General features: G+C 66.6%; 18 protein-coding genes. 8 read left to right on the forward strand and 10 right to left on the reverse strand.

Going from position 1 to position 22969, the window contains the following annotated elements; translation table 11 throughout:
- Positions 1-29: 29 nt before the first annotated feature.
- Genes pdeM through GVL12_RS12820 form a run of 4 tightly spaced genes read right to left on the reverse strand, consistent with a single transcriptional unit; the run spans position 30 to position 6122 of the window.
- Positions 30-713 carry a ligase-associated DNA damage response endonuclease PdeM gene (gene pdeM / locus GVL12_RS12805; RefSeq protein ID WP_159914531.1) on the reverse strand — a complete coding sequence of 228 codons (684 nt, stop codon included), beginning with the start codon at positions 711-713 and terminating at the stop codon, positions 30-32.
- Positions 710-3409 carry a ligase-associated DNA damage response DEXH box helicase gene (locus GVL12_RS12810; protein ID WP_159914533.1) on the reverse strand — a complete coding sequence of 900 codons (2700 nt, stop codon included), beginning with the start codon at positions 3407-3409 and terminating at the stop codon, positions 710-712. The genes pdeM and GVL12_RS12810 overlap by 4 nt, the downstream gene beginning before the upstream one ends.
- Entirely contained in the window at positions 3409-5064 is a 1656-nt protein-coding gene (locus tag GVL12_RS12815; RefSeq protein WP_159914535.1) for an ATP-dependent DNA ligase, read from the reverse strand. Before GVL12_RS12815 ends, GVL12_RS12810 begins: the two co-directional genes overlap by 1 nt.
- Positions 5061-6122, reverse strand: a complete 1062-nt coding sequence (locus tag GVL12_RS12820; protein ID WP_159914537.1) for a ligase-associated DNA damage response exonuclease — start codon at positions 6120-6122, stop codon at positions 5061-5063. The genes GVL12_RS12815 and GVL12_RS12820 overlap by 4 nt, the downstream gene beginning before the upstream one ends.
- A 318-nt stretch (positions 6123-6440) precedes the next feature.
- Here GVL12_RS12820 and GVL12_RS12825 point away from each other — a divergent pair, with 318 nt between their 5' ends.
- The 8 genes from GVL12_RS12825 to GVL12_RS12860 all read left to right on the forward strand — a co-directional run bounded on the left by GVL12_RS12825 (position 6441) and on the right by GVL12_RS12860 (position 15151).
- Entirely contained in the window at positions 6441-7343 is a 903-nt protein-coding gene (locus GVL12_RS12825) for a LysR family transcriptional regulator (protein WP_159914539.1), read from the forward strand.
- 209 nt (positions 7344-7552) lie between these two features.
- The gene (locus GVL12_RS12830) at positions 7553-9166 is read left to right on the forward strand and encodes an AMP-binding protein (protein WP_159914541.1); all 1614 of its coding nucleotides are present in this window, start codon (positions 7553-7555) and stop codon (positions 9164-9166) included.
- 41 nt (positions 9167-9207) lie between these two features.
- Positions 9208-9675 carry a VOC family protein gene (locus GVL12_RS12835; RefSeq protein ID WP_159914543.1) on the forward strand — a complete coding sequence of 156 codons (468 nt, stop codon included), beginning with the start codon at positions 9208-9210 and terminating at the stop codon, positions 9673-9675.
- A gap of 132 nt (positions 9676-9807) precedes the next feature.
- Complete coding sequence (locus GVL12_RS12840; RefSeq protein WP_159914545.1) at positions 9808-10776, forward strand: tripartite tricarboxylate transporter substrate binding protein; 969 nt, start codon at positions 9808-9810, stop codon at positions 10774-10776.
- A 444-nt stretch (positions 10777-11220) separates the two neighbouring features.
- Positions 11221-12174, forward strand: coding sequence for a LysR family transcriptional regulator (locus tag GVL12_RS12845; protein ID WP_159914547.1), 954 nt, complete (start codon positions 11221-11223; stop codon positions 12172-12174).
- Between the two features lie 212 nt (positions 12175-12386).
- The gene (locus GVL12_RS12850; protein ID WP_159914549.1) at positions 12387-13601 is read left to right on the forward strand and encodes a CaiB/BaiF CoA-transferase family protein; all 1215 of its coding nucleotides are present in this window, start codon (positions 12387-12389) and stop codon (positions 13599-13601) included.
- A 55-nt stretch (positions 13602-13656) separates the two neighbouring features.
- Positions 13657-14121 (forward strand): MaoC family dehydratase, encoded by a 465-nt coding sequence (locus GVL12_RS12855; RefSeq protein ID WP_159914551.1) that lies wholly within the window; start codon positions 13657-13659, stop codon positions 14119-14121.
- 40 nt (positions 14122-14161) lie between these two features.
- Positions 14162-15151 (forward strand): tripartite tricarboxylate transporter substrate binding protein, encoded by a 990-nt coding sequence (locus GVL12_RS12860; RefSeq protein WP_159914553.1) that lies wholly within the window; start codon positions 14162-14164, stop codon positions 15149-15151.
- A gap of 315 nt (positions 15152-15466) precedes the next feature.
- Here GVL12_RS12860 and GVL12_RS12865 read toward each other — a convergent pair whose 3' ends face one another.
- The 6 genes from GVL12_RS12865 to GVL12_RS12890 all read right to left on the reverse strand — a co-directional run bounded on the left by GVL12_RS12865 (position 15467) and on the right by GVL12_RS12890 (position 22964).
- Positions 15467-16264, reverse strand: coding sequence for an IclR family transcriptional regulator (locus GVL12_RS12865; RefSeq protein WP_159914555.1), 798 nt, complete (start codon positions 16262-16264; stop codon positions 15467-15469).
- A 9-nt stretch (positions 16265-16273) separates the two neighbouring features.
- Complete coding sequence (locus GVL12_RS12870) at positions 16274-17491, reverse strand: CaiB/BaiF CoA-transferase family protein (RefSeq protein ID WP_159914557.1); 1218 nt, start codon at positions 17489-17491, stop codon at positions 16274-16276.
- An 87-nt stretch (positions 17492-17578) separates the two neighbouring features.
- A complete protein-coding gene (locus GVL12_RS12875) occupies positions 17579-18550 on the reverse strand; it encodes a tripartite tricarboxylate transporter substrate binding protein (RefSeq protein WP_159914559.1) in 972 nt (323 codons plus the stop codon).
- Between the two features lie 247 nt (positions 18551-18797).
- Positions 18798-20591 carry an acyl-CoA dehydrogenase family protein gene (locus tag GVL12_RS12880; RefSeq protein WP_159914561.1) on the reverse strand — a complete coding sequence of 598 codons (1794 nt, stop codon included), beginning with the start codon at positions 20589-20591 and terminating at the stop codon, positions 18798-18800.
- A gap of 529 nt (positions 20592-21120) precedes the next feature.
- Positions 21121-22095, reverse strand: a complete 975-nt coding sequence (locus GVL12_RS12885) for a tripartite tricarboxylate transporter substrate binding protein (RefSeq protein WP_200843725.1) — start codon at positions 22093-22095, stop codon at positions 21121-21123.
- 32 nt (positions 22096-22127) lie between these two features.
- Positions 22128-22964, reverse strand: coding sequence for a DeoR/GlpR family DNA-binding transcription regulator (locus GVL12_RS12890; protein WP_159914563.1), 837 nt, complete (start codon positions 22962-22964; stop codon positions 22128-22130).
- Positions 22965-22969 lie beyond the last annotated feature (5 nt).

Consider the following 22969-nt stretch of genomic DNA (forward strand, 5'->3'; position numbering starts at 1 on the left):
TGGCGTTTTTTAGCCGCTAAAAAACCCCATCACCGGCCGCCGCCCCACCACGGCAGCGCCACCACCTGCCCGCCCCCGACCGCATAGCAGCGCACGGTCGCGGCCGGCAGCTCGCGCGTGCTGCCCGTGAACGCGCCGAATGCGGGCAGGATCATCAACCCCGGCGCTTCGCAAAAACACGGCAGGTGCGCGCGGTCGTGGGCGCGGCCGCGCAGTTGCACCGCGGGGTGCAGATGGCCGGCAAGCACCAGGGCATGGCCCACCGTCTGCGGATGGTGGCAGGCCGCGAACGGGCCCAGGCGAAACGGCTCGTCGACGATATCGAAGCGCAGCGCGGGCGGGGGGTCGCCTGCATGGCTGTCGTGGTTGCCGCGCACCAGCAGGCAGTCCAGCTGCGCATGCCGCGCGCGCCAGGCACGCACGGCATCCATCACCTGCGCCTGCCGGGCCGTGGCCGCGTGCAGCCAGTCGCCCAGCACCACCAGGCGCTGCGCGGCCAGGGCGTCGATCAGGTGGCTGAGCCGGTCCAGGTTGTCGCGCGTGGTTCCGGAGGGCACGGGCTGGCCCAGCGCGCGAAAGCTCGCGGCCTTGCCCAGATGCACATCGGCCACAAACAGCGTTTTCTCGCGCGGCCACCACAGCGCGCGCTCGGCCAGCAGCGCCACCGCCTCGCCTGCGAGCACGATGGACAGCGCGCCCGGCGGGGCGGTCATTGCGCGGCTCCAGGCGAGCGGCGCGCGCGCCCGTCCTTGCGCATGCGCGGCTTGCGGGTTCCCGATGTCTCGCCGCGCGTCTCCAGCGCCAGCGCCGCGGCTATATCCGCTTCGGGCACTTGCCGCGATTGCCGCGCAGCGAACACCTGGTCCGCGCTCGCATGCGCCGTGCCCACGGCTTCGCCGCCCGCGCTGCGCTCGAGTTCGGCCACCATGCGCGCGATGCGGTCGGCGAGCGGCTCGTTGCTGAGCTTTTCGCGAAAGCGCTCGGCCATCAATGGAAACGCCAGCGGCGTGGGCTTGCGCAGCGCATGCAGCTGCAAGGCCTGGCCTTCTATGCGTTCGAGCGCGGCCGCGAGCTGGCGCACGTCCAGCTCCTGCGTCAGCAGTTCCTGTTCGGCCTGGGCCAGCAATTGGTTGTGCGGGTCGTAGCGCTGAAACACCTCGAAGAACAGCGAAGCCGAGGCCTGCAGCTGGCGGTTGCTGCGGCGCTCGCCCGGGTGGCTCTGGAAGATCAGCCCGGCAATGCGCGCGATCTCGCGAAAGCGCCGGCGCGCAAGCTCGGTCGCGTTGAGGCTGCCCAGCACTTCGGCGAGCAGCTGCTCCCTGGGGCGCGGCGCCAGCAGCGCGGGCAGGCACCCGGCCCAGTCAATGGCTTTGGCGCTCAGCAGTTCGATGCCGTAGTCGTTGAGCGCTATCGAGAAGGTGCCGGTTTCGGGCTGGGCCGCGCGCCAGGCCAGCAGGCTGGCCAGCCCCAGATGCACCTGCCGGCCCGCGAACGGGTAGACAAACAGATGCCAGCCCTCGCGCGACTTGAGCGTTTCGGCAATCAGCGTGCGTGGCGTGGGCAGGCCCGACCAGCGGCGCTGGAGTTCGAGCAGCGGCTGCACGCATTGCATCTCGGGGCTGTCGAAACGGCCTTGGTCGGCGGCCTGCAGCTGGCGCAGCACGGCGTCGGCCAGCGTGCTCGACAGCGGCATGCGCCCGCCGCTCCAGCGCGGCAGCGTGGCGCGCCCGGCCGCGGCGCGGCGCACCAGCGCCGTCATCTGCTCCACGCGCACCAGCTCGAGCAGCCGGCCGCCGAACATGAACGCATCGCCGGGCTTGAGCCGCGCGACAAAGCTTTCCTCCACGCTGCCCAGGCGCGCGCCGCCCAGGTACTGCACGCTGATCGAGGCATCGCTGACGATGGTGCCGATGTTCACCCGGTGGCGGCGCGCCAGGCGCGCATCGGGCACGCGCCACAGGCCGGTCTCGTCGGGCACGACGCGGTGGTAATCGGGATAGGCCGCGAGCGAGGGCCCGCCCTGGCGCACGAAGTCCAGGCACCACTGCCACTGCGCCTCGCTGATCTCGGCATAGGCCACGGTGCTGCGGACTTCAGCCAGCAGCTCGTCGGGCCGAAAGCCCCCGCCCAGCGCGATCGTCACCAGGTGCTGGACCAGCACATCGAGCGGCGCGCGCGGGCTGGGCCGCGCCTCGATCCGGCCCGCATGCACGGCTTCGCGCGCGGCCGCGGCTTCGACCAGTTCCAGGCTGTGCGTGGGCACCAGCGTGATGCGCGACGGCCGGCCCGGCGCATGGCCGGCGCGGCCCGCGCGCTGCACAAGACGCGCCACGCCCTTGACCGAGCCGATCTGCAGCACGCGGTCCACCGGCAGGAAATCCACGCCCAGGTCCAGGCTTGACGTACAGACCGCGGCCTTGATGCGCCCTTCCTTGAGGCCCAGCTCCACCCATTCGCGCACGCCGCGGTCGAGCGAACCATGGTGCAGCGCGAGCACGCCCGCCCAGTCGGGCCGCGCTTCAAGCAGCGCGCGGTACCAGCGCTCGGCCTGCGAGCGCATGTTGGTGAACACCAGGCAGCTCGCGCTTTCCTCTATGGCTTGCACCACCTGGGGCAGCATGCGCAGGCCCATGTGGCCGGCCCAGGCAAAGCGCTCGGCAGCGGCCGGCAGCAGCGTGTCTATGAGCAGCGTCTTGTCGGTCTCGCCCTGCACGATGGCCGGCGGCTGGCCCTCGGGCGCGGGCGCGGTGCCCAGCAGCGTGCGCAGCGCTTCGTCGAGGTTGGCCAGCGTGGCCGACAGCCCCCAGGTCATGAGCGCGGGCTCAAAGCGCCGCAGCCGCGCGAGCGCGAGCTGCGTCTGCACGCCGCGCTTGTTGCCCATGAGTTCATGCCATTCGTCGACCACGGCGAGGCGCACATGGCGCAGCAGCTCGTGCGCATCGGCGCGCGACATCAAGAGCGTGAGGCTTTCGGGCGTGGTGACCAGCACCGTGGGCAGGCGGCGGTCCTGGGCGGCGCGCTGCGCCGAGGGGGTGTCGCCGCTGCGCAGCGCCGAACTCCAGCCGGGGCTCAGCGCGAGCATGGGCTCCTGCAGGGCGCGCAGCGTGTCGGCGGCCAGCGCGCGCATGGGCGTGATCCACAGCACGGTCAGCGGCGGCGGCTGGCCTGCGCCCTTGCCCCCGCCATCGGGCGCGACACCTTTGGACCCCATGTTCGCGCGCAAGGCGCCCAGCGCGCCCAGCCAGACCGCCAGCGTCTTGCCGCTGCCCGTGCTCGAGTGCAGCAGGCCGCTGCGGCCCTGCGCCATCTCGGCCCAGACGCGGCGCTGGAAAGGGAATGTCTTCCAGCCTTGGGCCGCCATCCAGGCTGGCAGTGCCGGGTCGGTGCGCGCGCGCTTGCCCGCCACCATCAGCCGCCCCCCTGCAGCAGCGCCTGCAAGGTCGCGAGCGTGTCGGCCTCCTCCACCGGCTTGTCTTCACGGCGGCGCAGCATGCGCGGAAAGCGCACGGCAATGCCGCTCTTGTGGCGCTTGCTGGCGGCTATGCCTTCGAAGCCCAGCTCGAACACCATGGTCGGTGTCACGCTGCGCACCGGGCCGAAGGTCTCGACCGTGGTCTTGCGGATCTGCGCATCGACGGCGCGCATCTCCGCATCGGTCAGGCCCGAATAGGCCTTGGCAAACGGCACGAGCTGGCGCGCGGGATCGTCCTGCGGTCCGTTCCAGACCGCAAACGTGTAGTCGCTGTAGAGGCTCGCCCTGCGCCCGTGGCCGCGCTGCGCATAGATCAGCACCGCGTCCACCGACAGCGGGTCTATCTTCCATTTCCACCAGACACCCACGTCCTTGGTGCGGCCCACGCCGTAGTGCGCGTCCAGGTGCTTGAGCATCATGCCCTCGACGCCCAGCGCGCGCGCCTGCTCGCGCTGGCTTGCCAGCGCCGCCCAGTCGCCGCCGCGCAGCAGCGGGCTCAGTTCGAGCTGGGGATGGGCAAAGGCCGCGACCAGGTGTTCCAGCCGCGCGCGCCGCGCATGCTGGGGCAGCGCGCGCAGATCGGCGCCCTGGTCCTCGAGCAGATCGTAGACGCACAGCACCACGGGCAATTCGCGCAGCAGCTTGGCACTCAGCGCCTTGCGGCCTATGCGCTGCTGCAGCTGGGCAAACGGCTGGGCCCGGCCGTCGCGCCAGACCAGGATCTCGCCGTCGAGCACCGTGCCCTCGGGCAGCACGGCGCCCATTGCCTGCAGTTCGGGGTAGCGCTCGCTGACCAGTTCCTCGCCACGCGTCCAGAGCGCGACCTGGCCTGCGCGCCGCACGAGCTGGGCGCGTATGCCGTCCCATTTCCACTCGACCAGCCAGCCGTCCGCGGGGCCCAGCGCCGCGTCGAACTGCGCCAGCGGCAGATTGAACGGGTGGGCCAGAAAGAACGGATAGGGCTGGCCGCCGCGCGGCCCGTTGCCCTCGCCCGCGGCATCATCGGGGGCGATCAAGGCCTGGTAATCTTCGGCCGAGGGCCGGGCACCAATGTGCGTATAGCCCATCAGGCGCTGGGCGATCACCTTGGCGTCGACACCGCTCACCGCCGCGAGTGCCTGCGTAACCTGCAGCTTGGAAACCCCGACGCGAAACGCCCCCGTGATCAGCTTGAAATAAACCAGCCGCTGCGCCGCGGCCAGCATGCGCCACTGGTCTTGAAGAATGCGCGCCAGCGCTTCGGGCGCCTGGCCGCGCAGTGCCAGCAGATGCTGCTCCATCCAGTCGGCCAGCGGCAGTTCGAGCGCCGCAGCGGGTACGGGCAGCAGCAGCGCCATCGTCTCGGCCAGATCGCCTACGGCTTCGTAGCTCTCGTCAAACAGCCATTCGGGCAGGCCGGCCGCAAGACGCGCCTGTTCGCGCAGCAGCCGCGTGGGCACGAGCTGGCGCGGCTTGCCGCCCGCGAGGAAATACACCGCCCAGGCCGCGTCGCGCGCCGGCGCGGCGCGCAGATAGCGCTGCAGCGCGGCCTGCTTGGCGAGGCTGGACGTGGAAGCGTCGAGTTCGCGGTAGAGATCGGCAAAGGCCTTCATGCGGAGTCAGGCGTCGATTCTTCATCCGCCGTGCGCGGCGCGGCGTCGTCGGCTTCGTCGTGGTCGCCATATTCCGTGGAAAAGCCCTGGGCCTGCAGCCCCTGCTCGCCCAGCCAGCGCACCATCACCGCCACGCTGCCATGCGTGACGAACACCCGTTCGGCCCCGGTCGCAAGAATCGCCGACTGCAGGCCGGGCCAGTCCGCATGGTCGGAGACGACAAAACCGCGGTCCACGCCGCGCCGCCGGCGCGTGCCGCGCAGCAGCATCCAGCCGCTGGCAAACGCATCCGAGGGGTTGGGGCCGAAGCGCCGCAGCCAGCTGCTGCGCCCGGCCGAGGGCGGCGCGATCACCAGCGAACGCGCAAGCGCCGCCTTGTCCAGCGCCGCATCGGTTGCGTAGTGCGTGGGCGGCAGCGCCACGCCGGCCGCGCGGTAGATCGCGTTGATCGGCTCGACGGCGCCATGCGCGACGATGGGCCCTATGCCCGCATCCACGCCGTAGAGCAGCCGCTGTGCCTTGCCCAGCGCATAGGCATAGAGCACGGACGCGCACCCGGCTTCGGCGTTGCTGCGCCACCAGGCGTTGATCTCGGCAAACAGCGCTTGCTGTGTCGGCCAGCGATAGATCGGCAGGCCGAACGTCGATTCCGTGATGAAAGTGTCGCAGCGCACGGGCTCGAACGGCGCGCAGGTGCCGTCATTCTCGAGCTTGTAGTCGCCCGACGCGACCCAGACCCTGCCGCCATGCGCGAGCCTGACCTGTGCCGAGCCCAGCACATGGCCGGCCGGGTGCAGCGACAGCTGCACGCCGTGGTGGTCTATGACCTCGCCATAGGCCAGCGTCTGCAGCGTGATGTCTTCGCCCAGGCGCCGGCGCAGTATCGGCGCGCTGTCGTGGTGGGCGAGGTAATGCGCACTGCCCCAGCGCGCATGGTCGCTGTGCGCATGGGTGATCACGGCCCGCTCCACCGGCCGCCAGGGGTCGATGTAGAAGTCGCCCGGCGGGCAATACAGTCCTTCGGGACGGGCGACGATCAGGTCCGCTGCAGCGCGCATGCTTTGGATGCTATGCGTGCGGCGCGCAGGATGCTGTAGGACGGAGCACCATCCAAACGGGCCCCGCGGTGCCGATGGATGGCATGGGCACTGACGGACCGACCCATCGCAGTCGCGGACCGAGGTGTCTGACCCGGGCCGGGCACGCGAGTGCCCTGGGCGCCCTTCCCTTCGCGAGTGACTCATCCGGCAGCAACCAGGCGACAGACGCCTCACTGAAAAAGGACGTCGATGGCGCCCACGCTTTTCTTCCCGTGCGGAAGGGCGAGGTTTGACACGCCGCCCGCTCCCCCGGTCTTGCGCGGCTATGCTCGCACGATGCGACTTGAAGATCTTGAAGTTTTTCGTGCAGTTCATGAAACCGGCAGCTTTCAGCGCGCGGGCCAGCGCTCCGGGCTGACACAGTCGGCCGTGACCAAGGTCATCCGCAAGCTGGAGGACGAGTTTGGCTTGCAACTGCTGGAACGAGGCAGCGGCAAGGCTGCGCTGACCCCGGCGGGGCGCACCCTGTATGCGCGTGCGCTGGAACTGGGCCGGCTCTCTGCCGTCACTCGGCACGACATGGCGAGCGAGGCCGCAGCGCTGCGCGGAACGATACGTCTTGGCGTGGTACCCGCGCTGCTCAACAGCGTGGTTTCGCCGGTGATCGCGGATCTGCTCGCTGGCCCGCAAGCCGTCCAGATCCACTTGATCGTCAAGCCATCCATCGAACTGGTCCATCTCGTGGAAGAGGCAAAGCTCGACCTGGCCGTGTGCTTTGGCGTCCAGCACGTGCAGCCGCAGGTCGCACGAACGCTGGTCGGCCGCCAGCGCTACCGTCTGGTCGTCCGCTCAGGGCATCCCCTGGCAGGAACTGCACCGGGCCTTGAAGAACTGTCCAGGTTGCGCTGGCTGTTGCCAGATCCTGAAGTGACGCTGCGCGCGGAGATCGACAGGATGTTTGCCGACGCAGGCTTCGGCGCCCTGGATGTGCGCGTTGAAACAGACAGCTCGGCCACGCTTTTGATTCCTCTTTTGGCCAAGACGGACCTGGTGGCGGTGCTCGCCGAGCAAAAGCATCAACCGCTGTCTGCCCATGGGCTCGCCGCCCTGAACGTGGACCTGGCCGCGCTCGTGGGAGATGCCGCGATCTATTACCGGCGCCAGACGCCTTCCGTCGGCGTGCTGATGAACCTCAAGAGCAGGCTGGAAGCCCAGGCACGCAGCAATTTCCCCAATTGATGCCGCCGGCCCTGCATTCCTTCCCGGAATCGATTCAGGAAGAAAAGTCGCCGAGCCAGTCCTAAAGTCCTTTTCATGCGACGACGGGTTTCTCGTCGTACACCGCCGCATGCCCCATGAATCCAAGTGGGAGCGGTCGTGCTTCGCTCGTCTGCAGGCCACACCGGGCCGGTCAACCGAGCGTCGACAACTTAGCTTGAAAAATGACCATGGACCTCAAGAACAGCCTCTACGAACAATTCCGCCTGGCGGCCGAAAATTTTGCAACGAGCAGTTTTCTGGCCGTGCCCCGCCGCCTGGCACAGGCCTGGGAAATCCCGAATGAAATTCTGTACGGCGAGGCCCTCGAGCGCGTCGATGCCTTGCGCAACGACTATGCAGCACAGGGCATTGGCGAGGGAGACCGAATCGCTTTGGCCTTCGAATCGCGGCCCGAGTTCGTCTTCCACTACCTGGCGTTGAACGCGCTGGGCGCCTGCATCGTGCCGCTGAATACCGACCTGACCGTACCCGAGATGTCGTACCAGCTCGGCCATTCGGGGTGCAGCGCGGTGCTCGGACTGGCGGCGCTCGCGCCGCTCTTGCGCCGCGCCATCGAAGCCACGGGTAGGAATATCCCTCTAAGCACCAATGGTCCTCAAGGTTTGCGCGCACTGTGGCGTGAACACGGTCGCAGCGCACCCATCTCCAAGCCGATGGAGCGCGAGGCCGCCATCCTCTACACCTCAGGCACCACGGGCCAACCCAAGGGCTGTGTGCTCACCAACGTGTACCTGCAGGAAGCGGCGGGCTACAACCTGCAGCTTCCCCCGCATCTGGCCTTTGCGGCGGGCGCCGAGCGGCAGATGAACCCCCTGCCGCTGTATCACATGAATGCCATCAACTCGTTGGGGGCAGCCATCATGACCGGCTCGTGCTATGTGATGCCGGGACGCTTCAGCGCCACGCACTGGTGGGACGATGTTGCCGATACCCGGGCCACGCGCTTCAAGTATCTGGGAATCATGATTCCGGCCTTGCTGGGCCAGCCAGCCGCGCCCCGTGATCGCCACTCGGGCGTGAAAGTCGCCTTCGGCGCGGGCGTGGACCCGGTGCTCCATGAAAGGTTCGAGCAGCGTTTCGCCATTCCGCTGATCGAAGTCTGGGGCATGACGGAAAGCGGGCGATTCATGTGCGTCGATCAGGAACCTCGGCAGATCCACACCCGGGCCTGCGGACGGCCGCTGCCGGGTCTGGAGGCACGAATCGTTGACGACTCCGGCCAGGAAGTCCCGCACGGAACGACCGGAGAACTGGTGGTGCGCCACAGCGCCCAGGCGCCACGCTACGGTTTCTTCAGCGGCTACCTCGATGACCCGGCCGCCACCGAAGCCGCATGGGCCGGCGGCTGGTTTCACAGCGGCGACCTGTGCACGCGCGCAGCCGACGGCATGTTCACTTTCGTCGACCGCAAGAAAAACATCGTGCGGCGCAGCGGAGAGAACATTTCCAGTGCGGAAGTCGAGGCCGTGCTGGCCGCCAGCCCGCTGGTCAAGCAAGTGGCAGTCGCGGCCGTGCCTGACGCGCTGCGCGACGAGGAGGTGCTGGCTTGCGTCATTGCGGCGGACGAAGTCGCCCGCGATCGAACGCTTGCGTTGTCCTTGCACGCGTTTGCGGAGCAGCGCCTGGCCTACTACAAGCCGCCGGGATGGATCTATTTCGTTGATGAACTGCCTATCACCGGTACGCAAAAAGTGCAGAAGCACCGGCTCTTCCCTGACGGCTTTCGCCCGGATCTGCCAGGCCTGCACGACGTACGCGACCAGAAGCGCTGGAAGAAGTGAAGCACCACACCATTCGATTTGAAACAACGAAGGAGACATCCATGACCGCAGCCGCCATTTCCGCAACACACAGCCCGGAGCATCCATACGGACTCACCGATCGCTACCACCTTCAACACATCCATCTGTTCGCCTCGAACATCGAAGAGACGATGGCGTTCTACACGAAGTGGTTCGATGCACGCATCGCCTGGGATGGCGACTACGGTGGCGCGAGAAACGTGTTCATGAAGATCGGCATAGGCGCGATACACCTGTACGAGCAATCGCCACGGGACCTGGGCCGCAACGCCGTGCACCACCTGGGCATGCAAGTTGTTGGCCTGCGCGACGTCTATGACCGGATGCAGGCTGCGGGCGTGGAACTCCTCAATCCTATCCGCGAGCACGACGGCGGTGGCTACTTCATGGTCAAGGCGCCCGATGACGTATTGCTAGAAGTGTTTGAAGCCGGCAAAGGCCGCGATCCCCGCGTGCTGGAGTACTACGGGCTCGGTTCAGGCGAATGACGCTGGGCAGCAGGCAGCGCAAGCTGTTCAACGCCTGGCGCATGGCAACGGGGCGCTTTCCATGCCTCATCCATCGACTCGACGACCGTGCCTGGCATCCATCAGGCACGCATAACTACCAAGGAGACAATCGTGCGAATCAAAACCCTTCTCTCTATCGCCGCGCTCGCCTGCAGTGGCTTTGCCTGGGGCCAGAACTATCCCAACAGGCCGGTGACGATCGTGGTGCCAGCCGGTGCCGGTGGCGGCACCGACATCCTCGCGCGGGCGATGGCCGACGAGCTCGGAAAGCGCCTGAAGCAGACCTTCATCGTCGACAACAAGACGGGCGCATCGGGCATGATCGGCACCCAGGCGGTAGCCCGCGCAGCCCCCGACGGCTACACGCTGCTGTTCGCCTACTCGGCACCGATCTACTATGCGCGGCACATGTTCGCCAAGGTCCCCTACGATGTCAGCCGCGACCTGGCCGTCGTCTCTGAAGTGGCGGCCAACAACCTCATCCTTGTCGTCAACAACGAGCTGCCCGTCAAGGACATGAAGGATTTCATGGCCTGGGCCCAGCAGGGCAAGGGCAAGCTGAGCTATGGCTCCATCGGCATTGGCTCCGCCGGGCACCTGGCTGCGGCGTACCTGAACGAGAGCCGTGGCCTTGCCCAGGCGCATGTGCCCTACAAAAGCGAGGCGCCGTTCGCCCAGGATCTCGCCGGCGGCATCGTTCCCTGGGGCATGGGGACACTCGCGCCGATGCAGCCCCACATCCAGTCGGGCAAGGTCAGGCCGATCGCGGTGCTGGCAGAGAATCGCCTGCCTGCGCTGCCGAACGTGCCAACGATCAAGGAACTGGGCTTTCCTGATCCCGAATTGCGATCAATGACCTGGTTCACTTTTGCAGCGCCGGCGCGCACGCCGCAGCCCATTCTTGATCTGCTCGAAAAACACGCCCGTGAAATCGCCCACTCTGCCGAAATGAAGGCGCGTTTTCAGGTGCTGGGCCTGGACCCCATCGGGGGCTCCGCCGAGGAGTTCCGCCGCAATTTCGAAGCCAGCCGACCGGTACTCGAAAGGCTGGTGAAAGTCTCTGGCGCGCGCACCGAGTAGTCCTCGGTCACCTCGAACTCTGAGGAGCGGTGAAGTGGGCGAGACCCTGCGGGGTTGCGCCCGCCAAGAGGGGCCAACGGCATTGGCATGCCCATATTCGCTGCTGGCTGCACCGAGCCCGTGTCACACACCGTGCAGAGGCTGCAGAAGGAATATGCGATTGCAGCCGCTCGCCTCCACAACGTCGTGATGTCATGAATGCACGCATCCACAGCAACTTCCCGACATCAAGGCGGATGCGTTTGAGGCTTCATACTCAATGCGTTCTTAATCTCACTCCGCATGCAATTGAAACCGCCAGCTTCTTGCGGTGCGTGAAAAGCGGAGTTACCCGCCGACCAGAAGTCTAGAAACGTACGACAAATGCGGGGAACATCGCACGCGTGGCCCAGATAGTGCCCCTGGTTGCACGCGGGACGGGAACTTCAGCATCCAATACCCTCCATGGCTTTAGACATCCGCAACCTGCGCTACTTTCTGGGAGTGGCCGCCGCGCAGTCCATCTCGCGCGCGGCGGAAAACCTGCACATTGCCCAGCCGGCACTGAGCGTGCAGATGCGCCAGCTCGAGGAAGAACTCGGCACGCAGCTGCTCGAGCGCACACCCAAGGGCGTGGTGCTCACGGCCGCGGGCCGCCTGTTGCAGGAACGGGCGCAGGAGATTCTGGCGCGCGTCGACAGCCTGTACGGCGATATCCGCAGCGCAGGCGCCGAGCCTCAGGGACAGGTGACCATCGGCCTGCCCTTGTCGGTGGCCCAGCTCATCACGCTGGAGCTGGTGCGCGCGGCCATGGCGCAATTGCCCAAGGTGCGCCTGCAATTCGTCGAGCTCAGCACCGGCCATGTGCCGCAGTCGCTGCTCAAGGGTGAGATCGATCTGGGGCTGACCTTCATTGCCTCCGACATGCACAGCATCCGCTGCGAAGAACTGGTGCATGAAGACCTGGTGCTGATCGGCCCACCGGGGCGTTTCTCCGATTACGCGCAGTTCAACAGCAAGAAAGCCTGCAAGGTGCGATTTCGCGATCTCGACGGGCAGCCCATGGTGCTGCCGCAGGGCGCACAAAGCCTGCGCGCCTTGCTGGAGCAACTGCAGCGCAAGGCCTCCATCACGCTGCATGCCGCGGTGGAAGTCAGCTCGATCGCGCAGCTCATAGAACTGTCGGGCGCAGGCATTGGCTGGAGCATCCTGTCCTATGCCTCGGTGCGCACGCAGTTGCGCGCCGGCCAGGTCTCGGTGGCGCGCATCACGCACCCGGCCATCACCCGCTCGGTCTACCTGTGCCGCAGCGCGGGAGCGCAGCCCACGATGGCCACGCTCGCGGTCATCGACCTGCTGCAGACCATCGTCGCGCAGATGAAGGCCGACGACCGCTGGCCCACCAGCTCGCCACGCTGAATTCGCCAACTGCCGCGCGTGCGACCGCGGCGCCATCACCCGATGGGTATATGCCACCGTTATGGCCTGCATACGAAAACGCTCTTTGCGTTCACGGCGGGTGACTTCTAGCATTGCTGCTACAGCCTGCCAACGCGCCCTGCGTGCCACGGGCAATCACCCAGAACACCTGCGCGGCGCTCAAGCGCAGGCGCATTGACACACGGATTTCCATGACTCCTCTCCAAGGCCTCAAGGTCATTGACCTCAGCAAAGTGCTCGCAGGACCGCTGTGCGGCCAGCATCTGGGCGAACTCGGCGCGGACGTGATCAAGATCGAGCCTCCCGCCGCCGGCGATGACACACGCTCCTGGCTGCCGCAAGAAAAGGGCCAGTCGGCAACCTTTCTCTCGGTCAACCACAACAAGCGCAGCCTGGCCGTCGACCTCAAGACCGAAGCCGGCCGTGCGATCGTGCACGCGCTGGTCAAGGACGCCGACATCGTGCTGCAGGGCTTTGGCGGCGGCACGGCGCGCAAGCTTGCCGTGGACTACGAGACGCTGTCGGCCCTGAACCCGCAACTGATCTACCTCGAGATCTCCGGCTACGGCCGCGACGGCCCCCTGGGCGCCGAGCCCGGCTACGACGTGATGCTGCAGGCCTTCAGCGGCATGATCAGCACCATGGGCGCGCCCGACGGACCTTTCGCGCGCGCCAGCTTTTCGCCCGTGGACCTGAACACCGGCACCAATGCCGTGGCGGGCGTGCTGGCCGCGGTCATCGAGCGCTCGCGCACGGGCAAGGGTGTCTATGTCGAAGTGTCGCTGCTCGATACCGCCATGGGCCTGATGACCTATCTCGCGCAGAACTACTGGCGTACCGGCAAGCTGCCCCAGCGCATGGGCACGGCCCATCCCGCCATGGCGCCGTACCAGGCATTCGAAGCCGCGGACGGCCCCATGATGGTCGGCGTAGGCAACGAAGCGCAGTGGAAGCGGTTTTGCGCCGTCGCGCAGTTGCAGGACATGCGCGATGACCCGCGCTTTGCCACCAATGCCGACCGCGTGGCCCATTTCGACGACACCGTGGCGCGGGTCGCGCAGGTGATGCGCACGCGCACCATAGCCGAATGGCTGCCTGCGCTGCGCGCCGCAGGCGTCGCCTGCTCGCCCATCCATACGCTGGACCAGGCCCTGGAGCACCCCCAGCTGCAGGCCCGGCAACTGCTCGTGCGCACCGAGCATCCGGTGCTGGGCGAGCTGCACAACGTAGGCCTGCCCATCCGCTTCAACGGCGAGGCGCGCAGCGCCTGCCGCACGCCGCCGCTGCTCGGCGAGCACACCCGCGAGGTGATGGCGCAGGCGGGATTCTCCGAAGACGACATTGCGCAGCTGACGCACACAGGGGTGGTGGCTGCGAGCGCCCCGCCCGCAGTCGCCGCGCAGTGAGCGTCGCAGCAGCGCCTTCGCCCCCAACCCATTCACCCCATCGCCCCTGACCACCATGCCCGCATTCAATATGTTCAAGCAGTACTACTTCGATGATTTCACCGTCGGTGAAGAGTTTCCGATTCCCTCGCGCACCATGACCGATGCGCTGTTCGCCGCCTTCCAGCTGGCCAGCGCCGACAACCACCCGAGCCACTACGACATCGAGTACTGCCGCCAGCGGGGCATGCCGGCCCTGGGCGCGCATGGCTTTCAGATCCTGATCCAGAGCGCGGCGGGCGCGGGCTGGTTTCCCCACTATGTGGAGGACTCGATGAAGGGTTTCATCGAGCAGTCGAGCCGGTTCCTGAAGCCCGTTTATGCGGGCGACACCCTGTACCCGCTGCTGACCGTCTCGGAGCTGGTCCCTGGGCGGACCACGGGTGTGGTGGTCCTGAGTTCGCGCATCACGAACCAGCGCAGCGAATGCGTGATGGAAGGGGTGCAGAAGTACCTCATCAAGCGCCGCGCCGATCAGTAACTCCGACTTTTCCCTTTTCCAATAACAAGGTACCCGAGACATGCAACGACGTCACTTCATCACCACCAGCACCGCCCTCGCCGCGCTGGGCACATTCGGCAGCGCTGGCAGCCTGGCCCAGGGCAGCGCCACCAGCTATCCCAGCCGCCCGGTCAAGATCGCCGTGGGATTTCCGGCCGGCCAGGCCACCGACCTGATCGCACGCGTTCTGACCGATCGCCTGACCGCAAGCATGAACCAGCCGTTCCTGGTGGAAAACCGCCCGGGCCAGGGCGGCAGCCTGGCATTGGGCTACCTCGCGCAGCAGGCGGCCGACGGCTACAACATCGCGTTCGCCAACACCGGCGCGGTGCTGACCAACCAGTTCCTGCAGAAAAAGCTGTCTTACAAGCCGGAAGACATTCAGCCCGTGATGCTGATGGGCGACATCCCCCTGGTGCTCGTGGCCCGTCCGGGCGCTCCCTTCCAAGACCTCAAGGGCATGATCGAGTTCGCGCGCAAGCATCCGGGCCGACTGACCTACTCCACCCCCGGCAACGGAACCACGTCGCACCTGGCCATGGAATCCATCAAGCAGGCCGCCAAGGTCGACCTGATGCACGTTCCCTACACCGGCAGCGCCCGCTCGCTCACCGACCTGATCGCCGGCAACGTCGATGTCTCGTTCGACACCATCACCACGGTGCAGCCGTTCATCGACGCCAAGAAACTCAAGGCCCTGGCCGTGGGTACGGAGCAGCGCATCACCTCGCTGGGCAATGTGCCCACGCTTGCCGAGACTGGCTATACCGACCTGATAGGCAGCGTATGGATAGGCGCGTTTGCGCCGCGCGGCACTCCCAAGGCGGTGGTTGACCAGTTGGAGTCCACCATCACCGCCATTGTGCAAGAGCCCGCCACCCGGGCCAGACTGCTGACCGTGGGATTTTTCCCCCGGCTGCTCAATGCCACCGCATTTGAAAAAATGCTGCGCGAAGACGCGCCCAAGGTGCAGCAGATCGTCAAGATTTCCGGCGCCTCGGTGGACTGATCTCCCGTTGCCCGGCCCCCATGGGCCGGGCACCATCGCCGTCCCCAGCTCTCAGCCCCCTCCTGGCACGGCGGTGCCGGATCCATGCGCGCATCTACAAGAGGAACGCGTCATCGGGCCATGGGGGTAAAACCAGTACCTGGATCACCATGCCGATCAAACGCCGGTCTGCGACGTCTTGATGCCATGTCCGTGCAAAAGCCGCTCAGCCATCCATCCTTCGCAGGTCGACGTGGCGAGGGCCGCCCACTGGCCCGGACGGCAGCCCCCGCCTTGCAGCAACAGATACGCCAAGATGCCGCGCGGGCATGCTCGCTAGAAGTGCTTGAGGTGCGAACTCGCCTTCTCGATCTTCTGCGATGTCTTCACCAGCAGCGGCGCGACACGCGCGTGGATGGCCTCCTCGGGCATTTGCGAGGACACGCCGCCACAGGTGAGCACGATGCGTCGGCCGAGGTTCGTGAGAAACAGGGGCACGGCGACGCCCATCACGCCCTGGCGCCAGGCATGCATGGAAGTGCAATAGCCACGCGCGCTGTACTCCTTGCGTGCATCCGCAATGACCTGCTCCAGCGCAGGTCGGTGGCGCCCGCGCTGACTCACCAGGTGATCGACGATGCGCCCGCATTCCGCCTGGCTGCACGACGCCATGTAGGCACGCCCCATGGCCGTGGTGTCGAGCGTCATGTGCGCACCGACCTGCATGGGCTGGGCGCGCGTCTCGTCGTCGCTCACCACATCCAGGATCAGCATGCTGAAGTCCTCGCATGTCGCAAGCGCCACATGGCTCTTCGATTCGTCGGCGAGTATCTGCAGATAGGGTGCCGCAAGGCTTCGCAGCAGCATGCCGCCCGACATGGCGTAGCTCAGCGAGAGCACCTTGGCACCGAGCCGATACGCGGAGGACTGTGTGTCGTATTCGAGGTAGCCCAGCTTGACGAGGGTATGGGTCAGGCGCGAGACCGATGAGCGCGGCAGCCCGCAAGCCTTGGCCAGGTCGGCATTGGAAAGCAGCGGACGCTCGGCACGAAAACTCGCGAGCAATGCCATGCCCCGGGCCACCGCAGTGACCATTTGCCGGTCCTGCTGCGCAGGTGCCTCCGCTTGTGTCATGACCGCACTCTAACCCAGGCCAGCGGCGCTGCACTGCGGCGCCACTTCATGCTGCAGAGACGGCTCGCCCAAGCCGAGTTCGGCCAGAATCGCCGCCGTGTGCGCGCCACAGCCCGGGACATCGCCCATGGCGGCCTCGAAGCCCGAGACGGTCGCCGGGGGCAGCAGCGCGCCGATCGCGCCGGCGGGCGTCTGCACGCTGCGCCAGCGGTTGCGGGCTGCCAGCTGGGGATGGTTCCAGACATCCTCAGGGGTGTTCAGCGGCGCGTTCGCAATGCCGGCTCGCTCCAGCCGCGGGACCAGCGCATCGAGCGAGCACCGCGAGAATTTCTCCTCAATGAGCCCGGTCAGCTCCTCGCGGTGCTGTACCCGGGCGATATTGCTGGCAAAACGCGCGTCGGCCACCCAGCCGGGCTCCTCGACGACGAGGCGGCAGAAGGCCTCCCACTCCCGTTCGTTCTGCAGGCCGAAGACGATCTTCTCGCCATCGCCAACCGCATACTGGCCATAGGGCGTGATGGCTGCGTGTGCCATGCCTGACCGCAGCGGCTGCCGGCCGCTGTAGTGGTGGGCATAGACAGGGAACGACATCCACTCGGTCAGTGCCTCGAACATGCTGACCTCGACATGCGCGCCCTCTCCCGTCTGATGGCGCTGCAGCAATGCCGACAGGATTCCGGTGTAGGCATACATGCCCGCCGCGATATCGGCGATCGATATGCCCACGCGCGCCGGCTGCTCTGGCGTGCCCGTGACGCTGATCAGTCCTGTGGCCGCTTGAATCAGCAGGTCATAGGCCTTCTTCTGGCTGTACGGTCCACCCTCGCCATACCCCGAGATGTCGCACACGATCAGGCGCGGGTGCAGCGCATGCAGGCGCTCGAAATCGCAACCCAGCTTGCGTGCAGCACCGGGCGACAGGTTCTGCACCAGCACGTCGGCGCGCGCGATCAATCGGCGCAGCACCTCCTGGCCGGCATCGGTCTTGATGTCGAGTTGCAGGCTCTCCTTGCCGCGGTTGACCCAGACGAAGAACCCCGACTGGCCGTTGACATGGGCATCGTAGCCACGGGCGAAATCACCGCCTCCTTCGCGCTCGATCTTGATGACCCGCGCACCGAGGTCGGCAAGTTGGCGCGTGGCGAATGGCGCGGCGATGGCATGTTCGAGCGCGACGACCGTCACGCCCGACAACGGCAGCGCAGGCAGATTGGGGGGCTGATTCATGAATGCTCTTTCTCGATCCGCTGGAATGGAAAAGTGCGCCAGGCGAATGCGCGCGGCAGGATCGCCACGGCGCCCTGGCGCTGTGCCTCAATCGACCTTGATGTTCGCCTTGCGGATCAGCGCCGCCCAGCCCACGGACTCGGTCTCGATGCGCCGCGCCACCTGCGCGGGAGTTTCGGCCTTGAATTCATAGCCCGCCTGCTGCAGCCGGACCGCCACATCGGGATCGGACATGGCGTCATTCGCGGCACGATTGAGCTGCTGCACCACCGCTGCCGGCGTGCCAGCGGGCGCAAACAGGCCGCACCACGAGGTCACATCGTAGGACGGCAAGCCCCCTTCCTCGATCGTCGGAACATCGGGCGTCAACGGATTGCGCGCCACGCTTGTGGAGCCCAGCAGCTTCACGCGCCCGCTTTGCACATGCTGCAGGGTCGTGGCCGGCATGTCGAACATGAAGCCGAGGTTGCCCGCGATCACATCCGTCATGGCCTGTGCGTTGCCGCGGTAGGGCGTATGGATCATTTCGAGCCCCGCCGCGTGGGCCAGCAGCTCCCCGGCCAGATGGTTCGAAGTGCCCGCGCCCGCGGAGCCATAGGACAGCTTGCCCGGATGGCTGCGCGCATATTTGAGCAGCTCCGGCAGGCTGCCAAACGGCTGGTTCTTGCCGGTGGCCAGCACCATCGAATAGCTGGCCACAGTGGCGATCGGCGCGAAATCCTGCACCTTGTAGGGCAGCTTCGCATTCAAGGCGGGATTGATGATGAAGGGCGCGCCCGTGGCGAACAACAGCGTATAGCCATCGCCCCGGGACTTGGCCACCTGGTCGACGCCGATGATGCTGCCTCCACCGGGCTTGTTTTCCACGACGACCACCTGCTTCAGGCGCTTGTGCAGCCCCTCGCCGAGCATGCGCGCCAGCCCATCCGTGGGCCCGCCGGCCGCATAGGGAACGATCAGCCGGATCGGCTTTGTGGGGAACTCCTGGGCCGATGCGGCGCCGACCAGCACCACGGCAAGCGCCGCGACTGTGAACTTTCGATGGAATGTACCCGTCATGATGTCTCTCTCCTTGTCGTTATGGAAAACAGGCGGTCCACGGCGAACGCATCGCTGCGCGCGGTGACTGGCGCCGCGGATGGCGCGTACCGCCAGGGATACTCCGCATAAACCTCGCAAGACGGAGGTAGTGCGGATCGGGATGGGCCGCAAGGCGTCTTTTCGCAGCCAATAGCTCGGCTATTGGCAAGAAAAGCAACGCAGCGGACCGCACTAGCCGTGCTGCCAGCGGCCGCAGGGATGATCCCTAGCGAAGCAGCAGGCCGAGCGCGTCTTCGAGCGGGATCGCTTGCTGCGTGAGCAGCCGCTGCTCGATCTCGGCCTCTGCGTCACCGGCCATCGCGGCCACCTGCAGGCGGTGGCGCAGCACCTGCCGGCTGATCAGCAACCGGCGCGCATCGCCCGACTTGCGCCCCACCTGCATGCCCTCGACCGCGAGCAGCACCGCGCTGACCGCGTGGTACATCTGCGAAGACGCGCTGCGGCTGTCGACTTGCGCCTCGCGCGTCTGCGTGCACTGGTCCATGAAGACGGTCGCCCTCTCCAGGCTGTCCAACAGTTGCGTGCAAAAGCGGTCTGGCAAGCCTGCAGTGCGCTGCAGCAGATCGGCGAGCGACTCGGCCAGCACGCGGTGCGCCCCCTCCTTGCCCGCTGCGCGCTGGACCGCATCGAGTGCGTTGATGTTGCTCGTGCCCTCCCACAGCACGCCAAGATGGGCATCGCGCACCAGGCGCTCATTGACGAAATCCTCGATATAGCCATTGCCGCCGCGCACTTCCATCGATCCCGTGGCCACGCGAATGTTGTCGCGGCAGGTACGGAATTTCAGCAGGGGCGTGAGCAGGCGCACCTGCAACTCGGCCCGGGAGTCGCCTTCCTCAGCCTGGCCGAACAGGTGCGCCGTATAGGCGAACACGGACAATGCCTGTTCGGTCGGCAGCATCAGCTTGATCAGCTGGCGCCGCTGCAGCGGCATGTCGATCAGGCGCTGCCCGAAGGCGGCGCGGTAGTTGGAGACGGCCAGGGCCTCGTTCAAGCAGCGCCGCATCATCGCCGCAGCCCGCACGCCATGCGACAGCCGCGAGAGATTGACCTGGTCGAGCATCTGCTTGAGCCCGCGCTCGATGTCACCGACCAGATAGGCGACGGCGCCTTCGAAGATCACTTCCCCGCTGGGCATAGAACGCGTGCCGAGCTTGTCCTTGAGCCGCGCGACCCGGTAGCTGTTGCGCCGGCCATCATCGAGCCGCCTGGGCATGGCGAACAAGGCCAGCCCGCGAGAACCTTCAGGCGCCCCTTCGGGGCGGGCCAGCAACAGCACCACGTCAGCGTCGACCGCCGAGCAAAACCACTTGTCGCCGGACAAGCGCCAGTTCGTTCCATCCCACTGCGCCTGCAACCGGTTGGTGCCGACATCCGAGCCGCCTGAGCGCTCGGTCATGAATTGCGCGCCGCGCAGGTACTGACCCGCCTGGGTACTGGACATGCCCGGCAGGAAACGCGTCTTGAGTGCCTCGTCACCATAGCGTTCAATCAGAAATGCCGAGCTGTCGGTGACGCAAATCGGGCACATCAGCCCGAACTCCGACTGCACGAACAGGTACTGGAACGCGTACTTCGCCAGAGGCGAATGTTTGCCAGGCCAGCCCAGCACCCCATCCACGCGCGTCATGGCATGGATGCCGAAGTCGGCGAAGGCGATCCGCTCCATCTCCAGATAGGAGGGGTGGTACTCGACCCAATCCTCGTCAACGCCGAAACGGTTGCGCGTGCGCAGCACCGGCTTGTTGCGCTCTTTGTCGGCGATCGTGGCGAGCTCGTCGAGCCGCTGGCCCGAGACCTGCCCCAGGGCCTGCAGGTGCGGCTCGAGAAATGCGCGCGCGTCAGTGGGAAGATACATGTCCAGCAGATCCGACAGTCCGGGATCGATGGCGTAAAAGTTCATGCCGCGGCAATCGGGCGCGATCAGTTGGTCTGCGGGACATGTGGCCAGGCGCTCAAGGGCCGGGCCTTGCTTGAATGGTGAGGCGGTGAGAGTCATGCGTTGTCTCCTTGTGAATCTGGTAGGCCTGGCTGGGTGGATGCAAGAATCCATCTGCCATGACATTCACTTTAGGTCGCCGCATCACAATTGCGCACCCGCGTTCCGCTGTGCGGACTGCCGGTTGCCATCGTGGCACCAAGTGGTACGGCGAAGCGCCCTCGCCTGCGCTTCTCTTTCTGCCCGTTCGTACCGTGGAGCGATGGATGCCAAGGCGCTCTGATAACGCCTGCCCGGCCGGCGAAGGGGTGCCGGATCGGAGTGCGCCGCGCACGATCAGCCGCGATGATCGCATCGGCCACGATCTCCATACGCCGGAGCGCAACCGATGCACTTGAAAAGATTGCGGCGCAGGTGCGCGCCTCATTCACAGAGTACTGGGAGTGCGCGGAACACCGACGCATGCTGGGGCACCCCATGCCGCCGCCGCAGATTTATCGGCTAAAAATCCAAGCGCGGGGCCCGCACATGTCTGAGCCCATCCAGGACGGCGTCCGGGATGGGCTCGGATGCGAGAGCGCGCGTCGCGTTACTCGGCCTTGATGTTTCCGTCGCGCATCACCTTGCCCATGCGCTGCGTCTGCAGGTCGATGAACTTCTTGACTTCGGCATTGCTGCCCGTGAACGGCTCGCCGCCCACGCTGGTGATGCGCTCCTTCACATCGGGCGCATCGAGCGCGACCTTGAGCGCTTCGGACAGCTTGGCCGCGACCGCGGGCGGCACACCGGCCGGCATGAACATGCCGTTCCATTCGTAGGCTTCGGCGTTGGGCACGCCGGCTTCGGCAAGCGTCGGCACATCGGGCAGCAAGTCCGAACGGCGCGCGGCCATCACGGCCAGCGGGCGCAGCTTGTTGGCCTTCATGTTGGTAAGCGACGAGCCGATGTTCGCGACATAGACCGGCACATGGCCGCCCATCACGTCGGCCATCGCGGGGCTGCCGCCCTTGTAGGGGATGTGCACCATCTTCACCTTGGCCTGTTGCAGGAACTGCTCGGTCGCCAGGTGCTGGGTCGAGCCCGTGCCGGGCGAGGCATAGGAGACCGAATCGGGCGCTGAGCGCGCGGTCTGCACCAGCTCGGCCGTGGTCTTGGCGCTGTAGTTGGGCGACACGGTCAGCACCAGGGGGAACACGCCCAGGATGCCCAGCGGCGTGAAGGCCTTGGCCGGGTCGTAGGGCAGCTTGGGGAACAGCGTGGGGTTGATCGCGTAGCCGCCGCCGTCAACCAGGATGGTGTAGCCGTCGGGCCTGGCCTGGGCGACATAGCCCGCGCCGATCTGGCCTGCGGCGCCGCCGCGGTTCTCGATCACTACGGACTGGCCCAGCACCGCCGCCATCTTGGGCGCGACCAGGCGCGCGAGCATGTCGGCCGCGCCGCCCGCGGGGTAGGCCACCACGATGGTGACCGGCTTGGTCGGCCAGTTCTGTTGCGCCGATGCCATCAGGGGCACGGCGCACAGCGCGGCGACGGCGAGAGCGGAAAACTTGATTCGGAAGGCCATGGCTATATCTCCAACTTTTCTAATGAACGTAATCAGTGCGGCTGCGCGGCCGCATCCGGCAAGGCGCTCGCGACTTCGAGCTCCAGCCCGGTTTCGCGTATGCGCTGCACGGCGGCTTCGGACAGCGTGTCGTCGGTCACCACCAGGTCGAACTCGTCGAGGCCCGCCACGCGGTAGGTGCCGTAGGTGCCGTATTTCGCGCTGGTGGCCAGCAGCACGCGTTGCGAGGCGATGGCCATCGCGGCGCGCTTGACTTCGACCTTGGGCGCCGAGGGCGTGGTCACGCCGCGCTCCAGGTCCCAGGCGCTGGCCGAAAGAAACGAGATGTCGGCGACCAGCTGGCGCAAGGTGGCCGCGGCCAGCGGGCCTATGCTCGAGCCGTTGCGGTGGTCGAGCACACCGCCTGTGTGCAGCACCGTGACATGCGGCGCTTCACCCAGCGACAGCGCGACGTGGAAGTCATTGGTGATCACCGTCATGTCGGCCAGCGCGACGATCTGCGGGATCAGGCAGGCGGTGGTCGTGCCCGCGTCGAGGTAGACCGTCATTCCCGGCTTGAGCAGGCGCGCGACCTGGGCCGCGATACCGCGTTTTTCCGCCTGCTCGGTGACCGACTTCGCCTGGTGGCTGGGCTCGACGATCTGGTGGCTTGCAATGCGCACGCCGCCCGCAATCGCGTAGACCCGGCCCTTTTCCTCGAGCGCGGCAACGTCGCGGCGCACGGTCATGTGCGAGCAGCCCAGCAGCTCCGTGAGCTGGTGCACGCTCAGCACCTGGTGCTTGCGCAATTGCCGCACGATCATCTCGCGCCGCTGCTCGGGAATCAGCCCCGCGGCCCGGCCGGTGGCGCTGTCGATGAGGTCATTCATTGCCT

This window comes from Pantoea sp. 18069 (genome assembly GCF_902706035.1).
In the GTDB taxonomy this organism is placed as follows: Bacteria; Pseudomonadota; Gammaproteobacteria; order Burkholderiales; family Burkholderiaceae_C; genus Comamonas.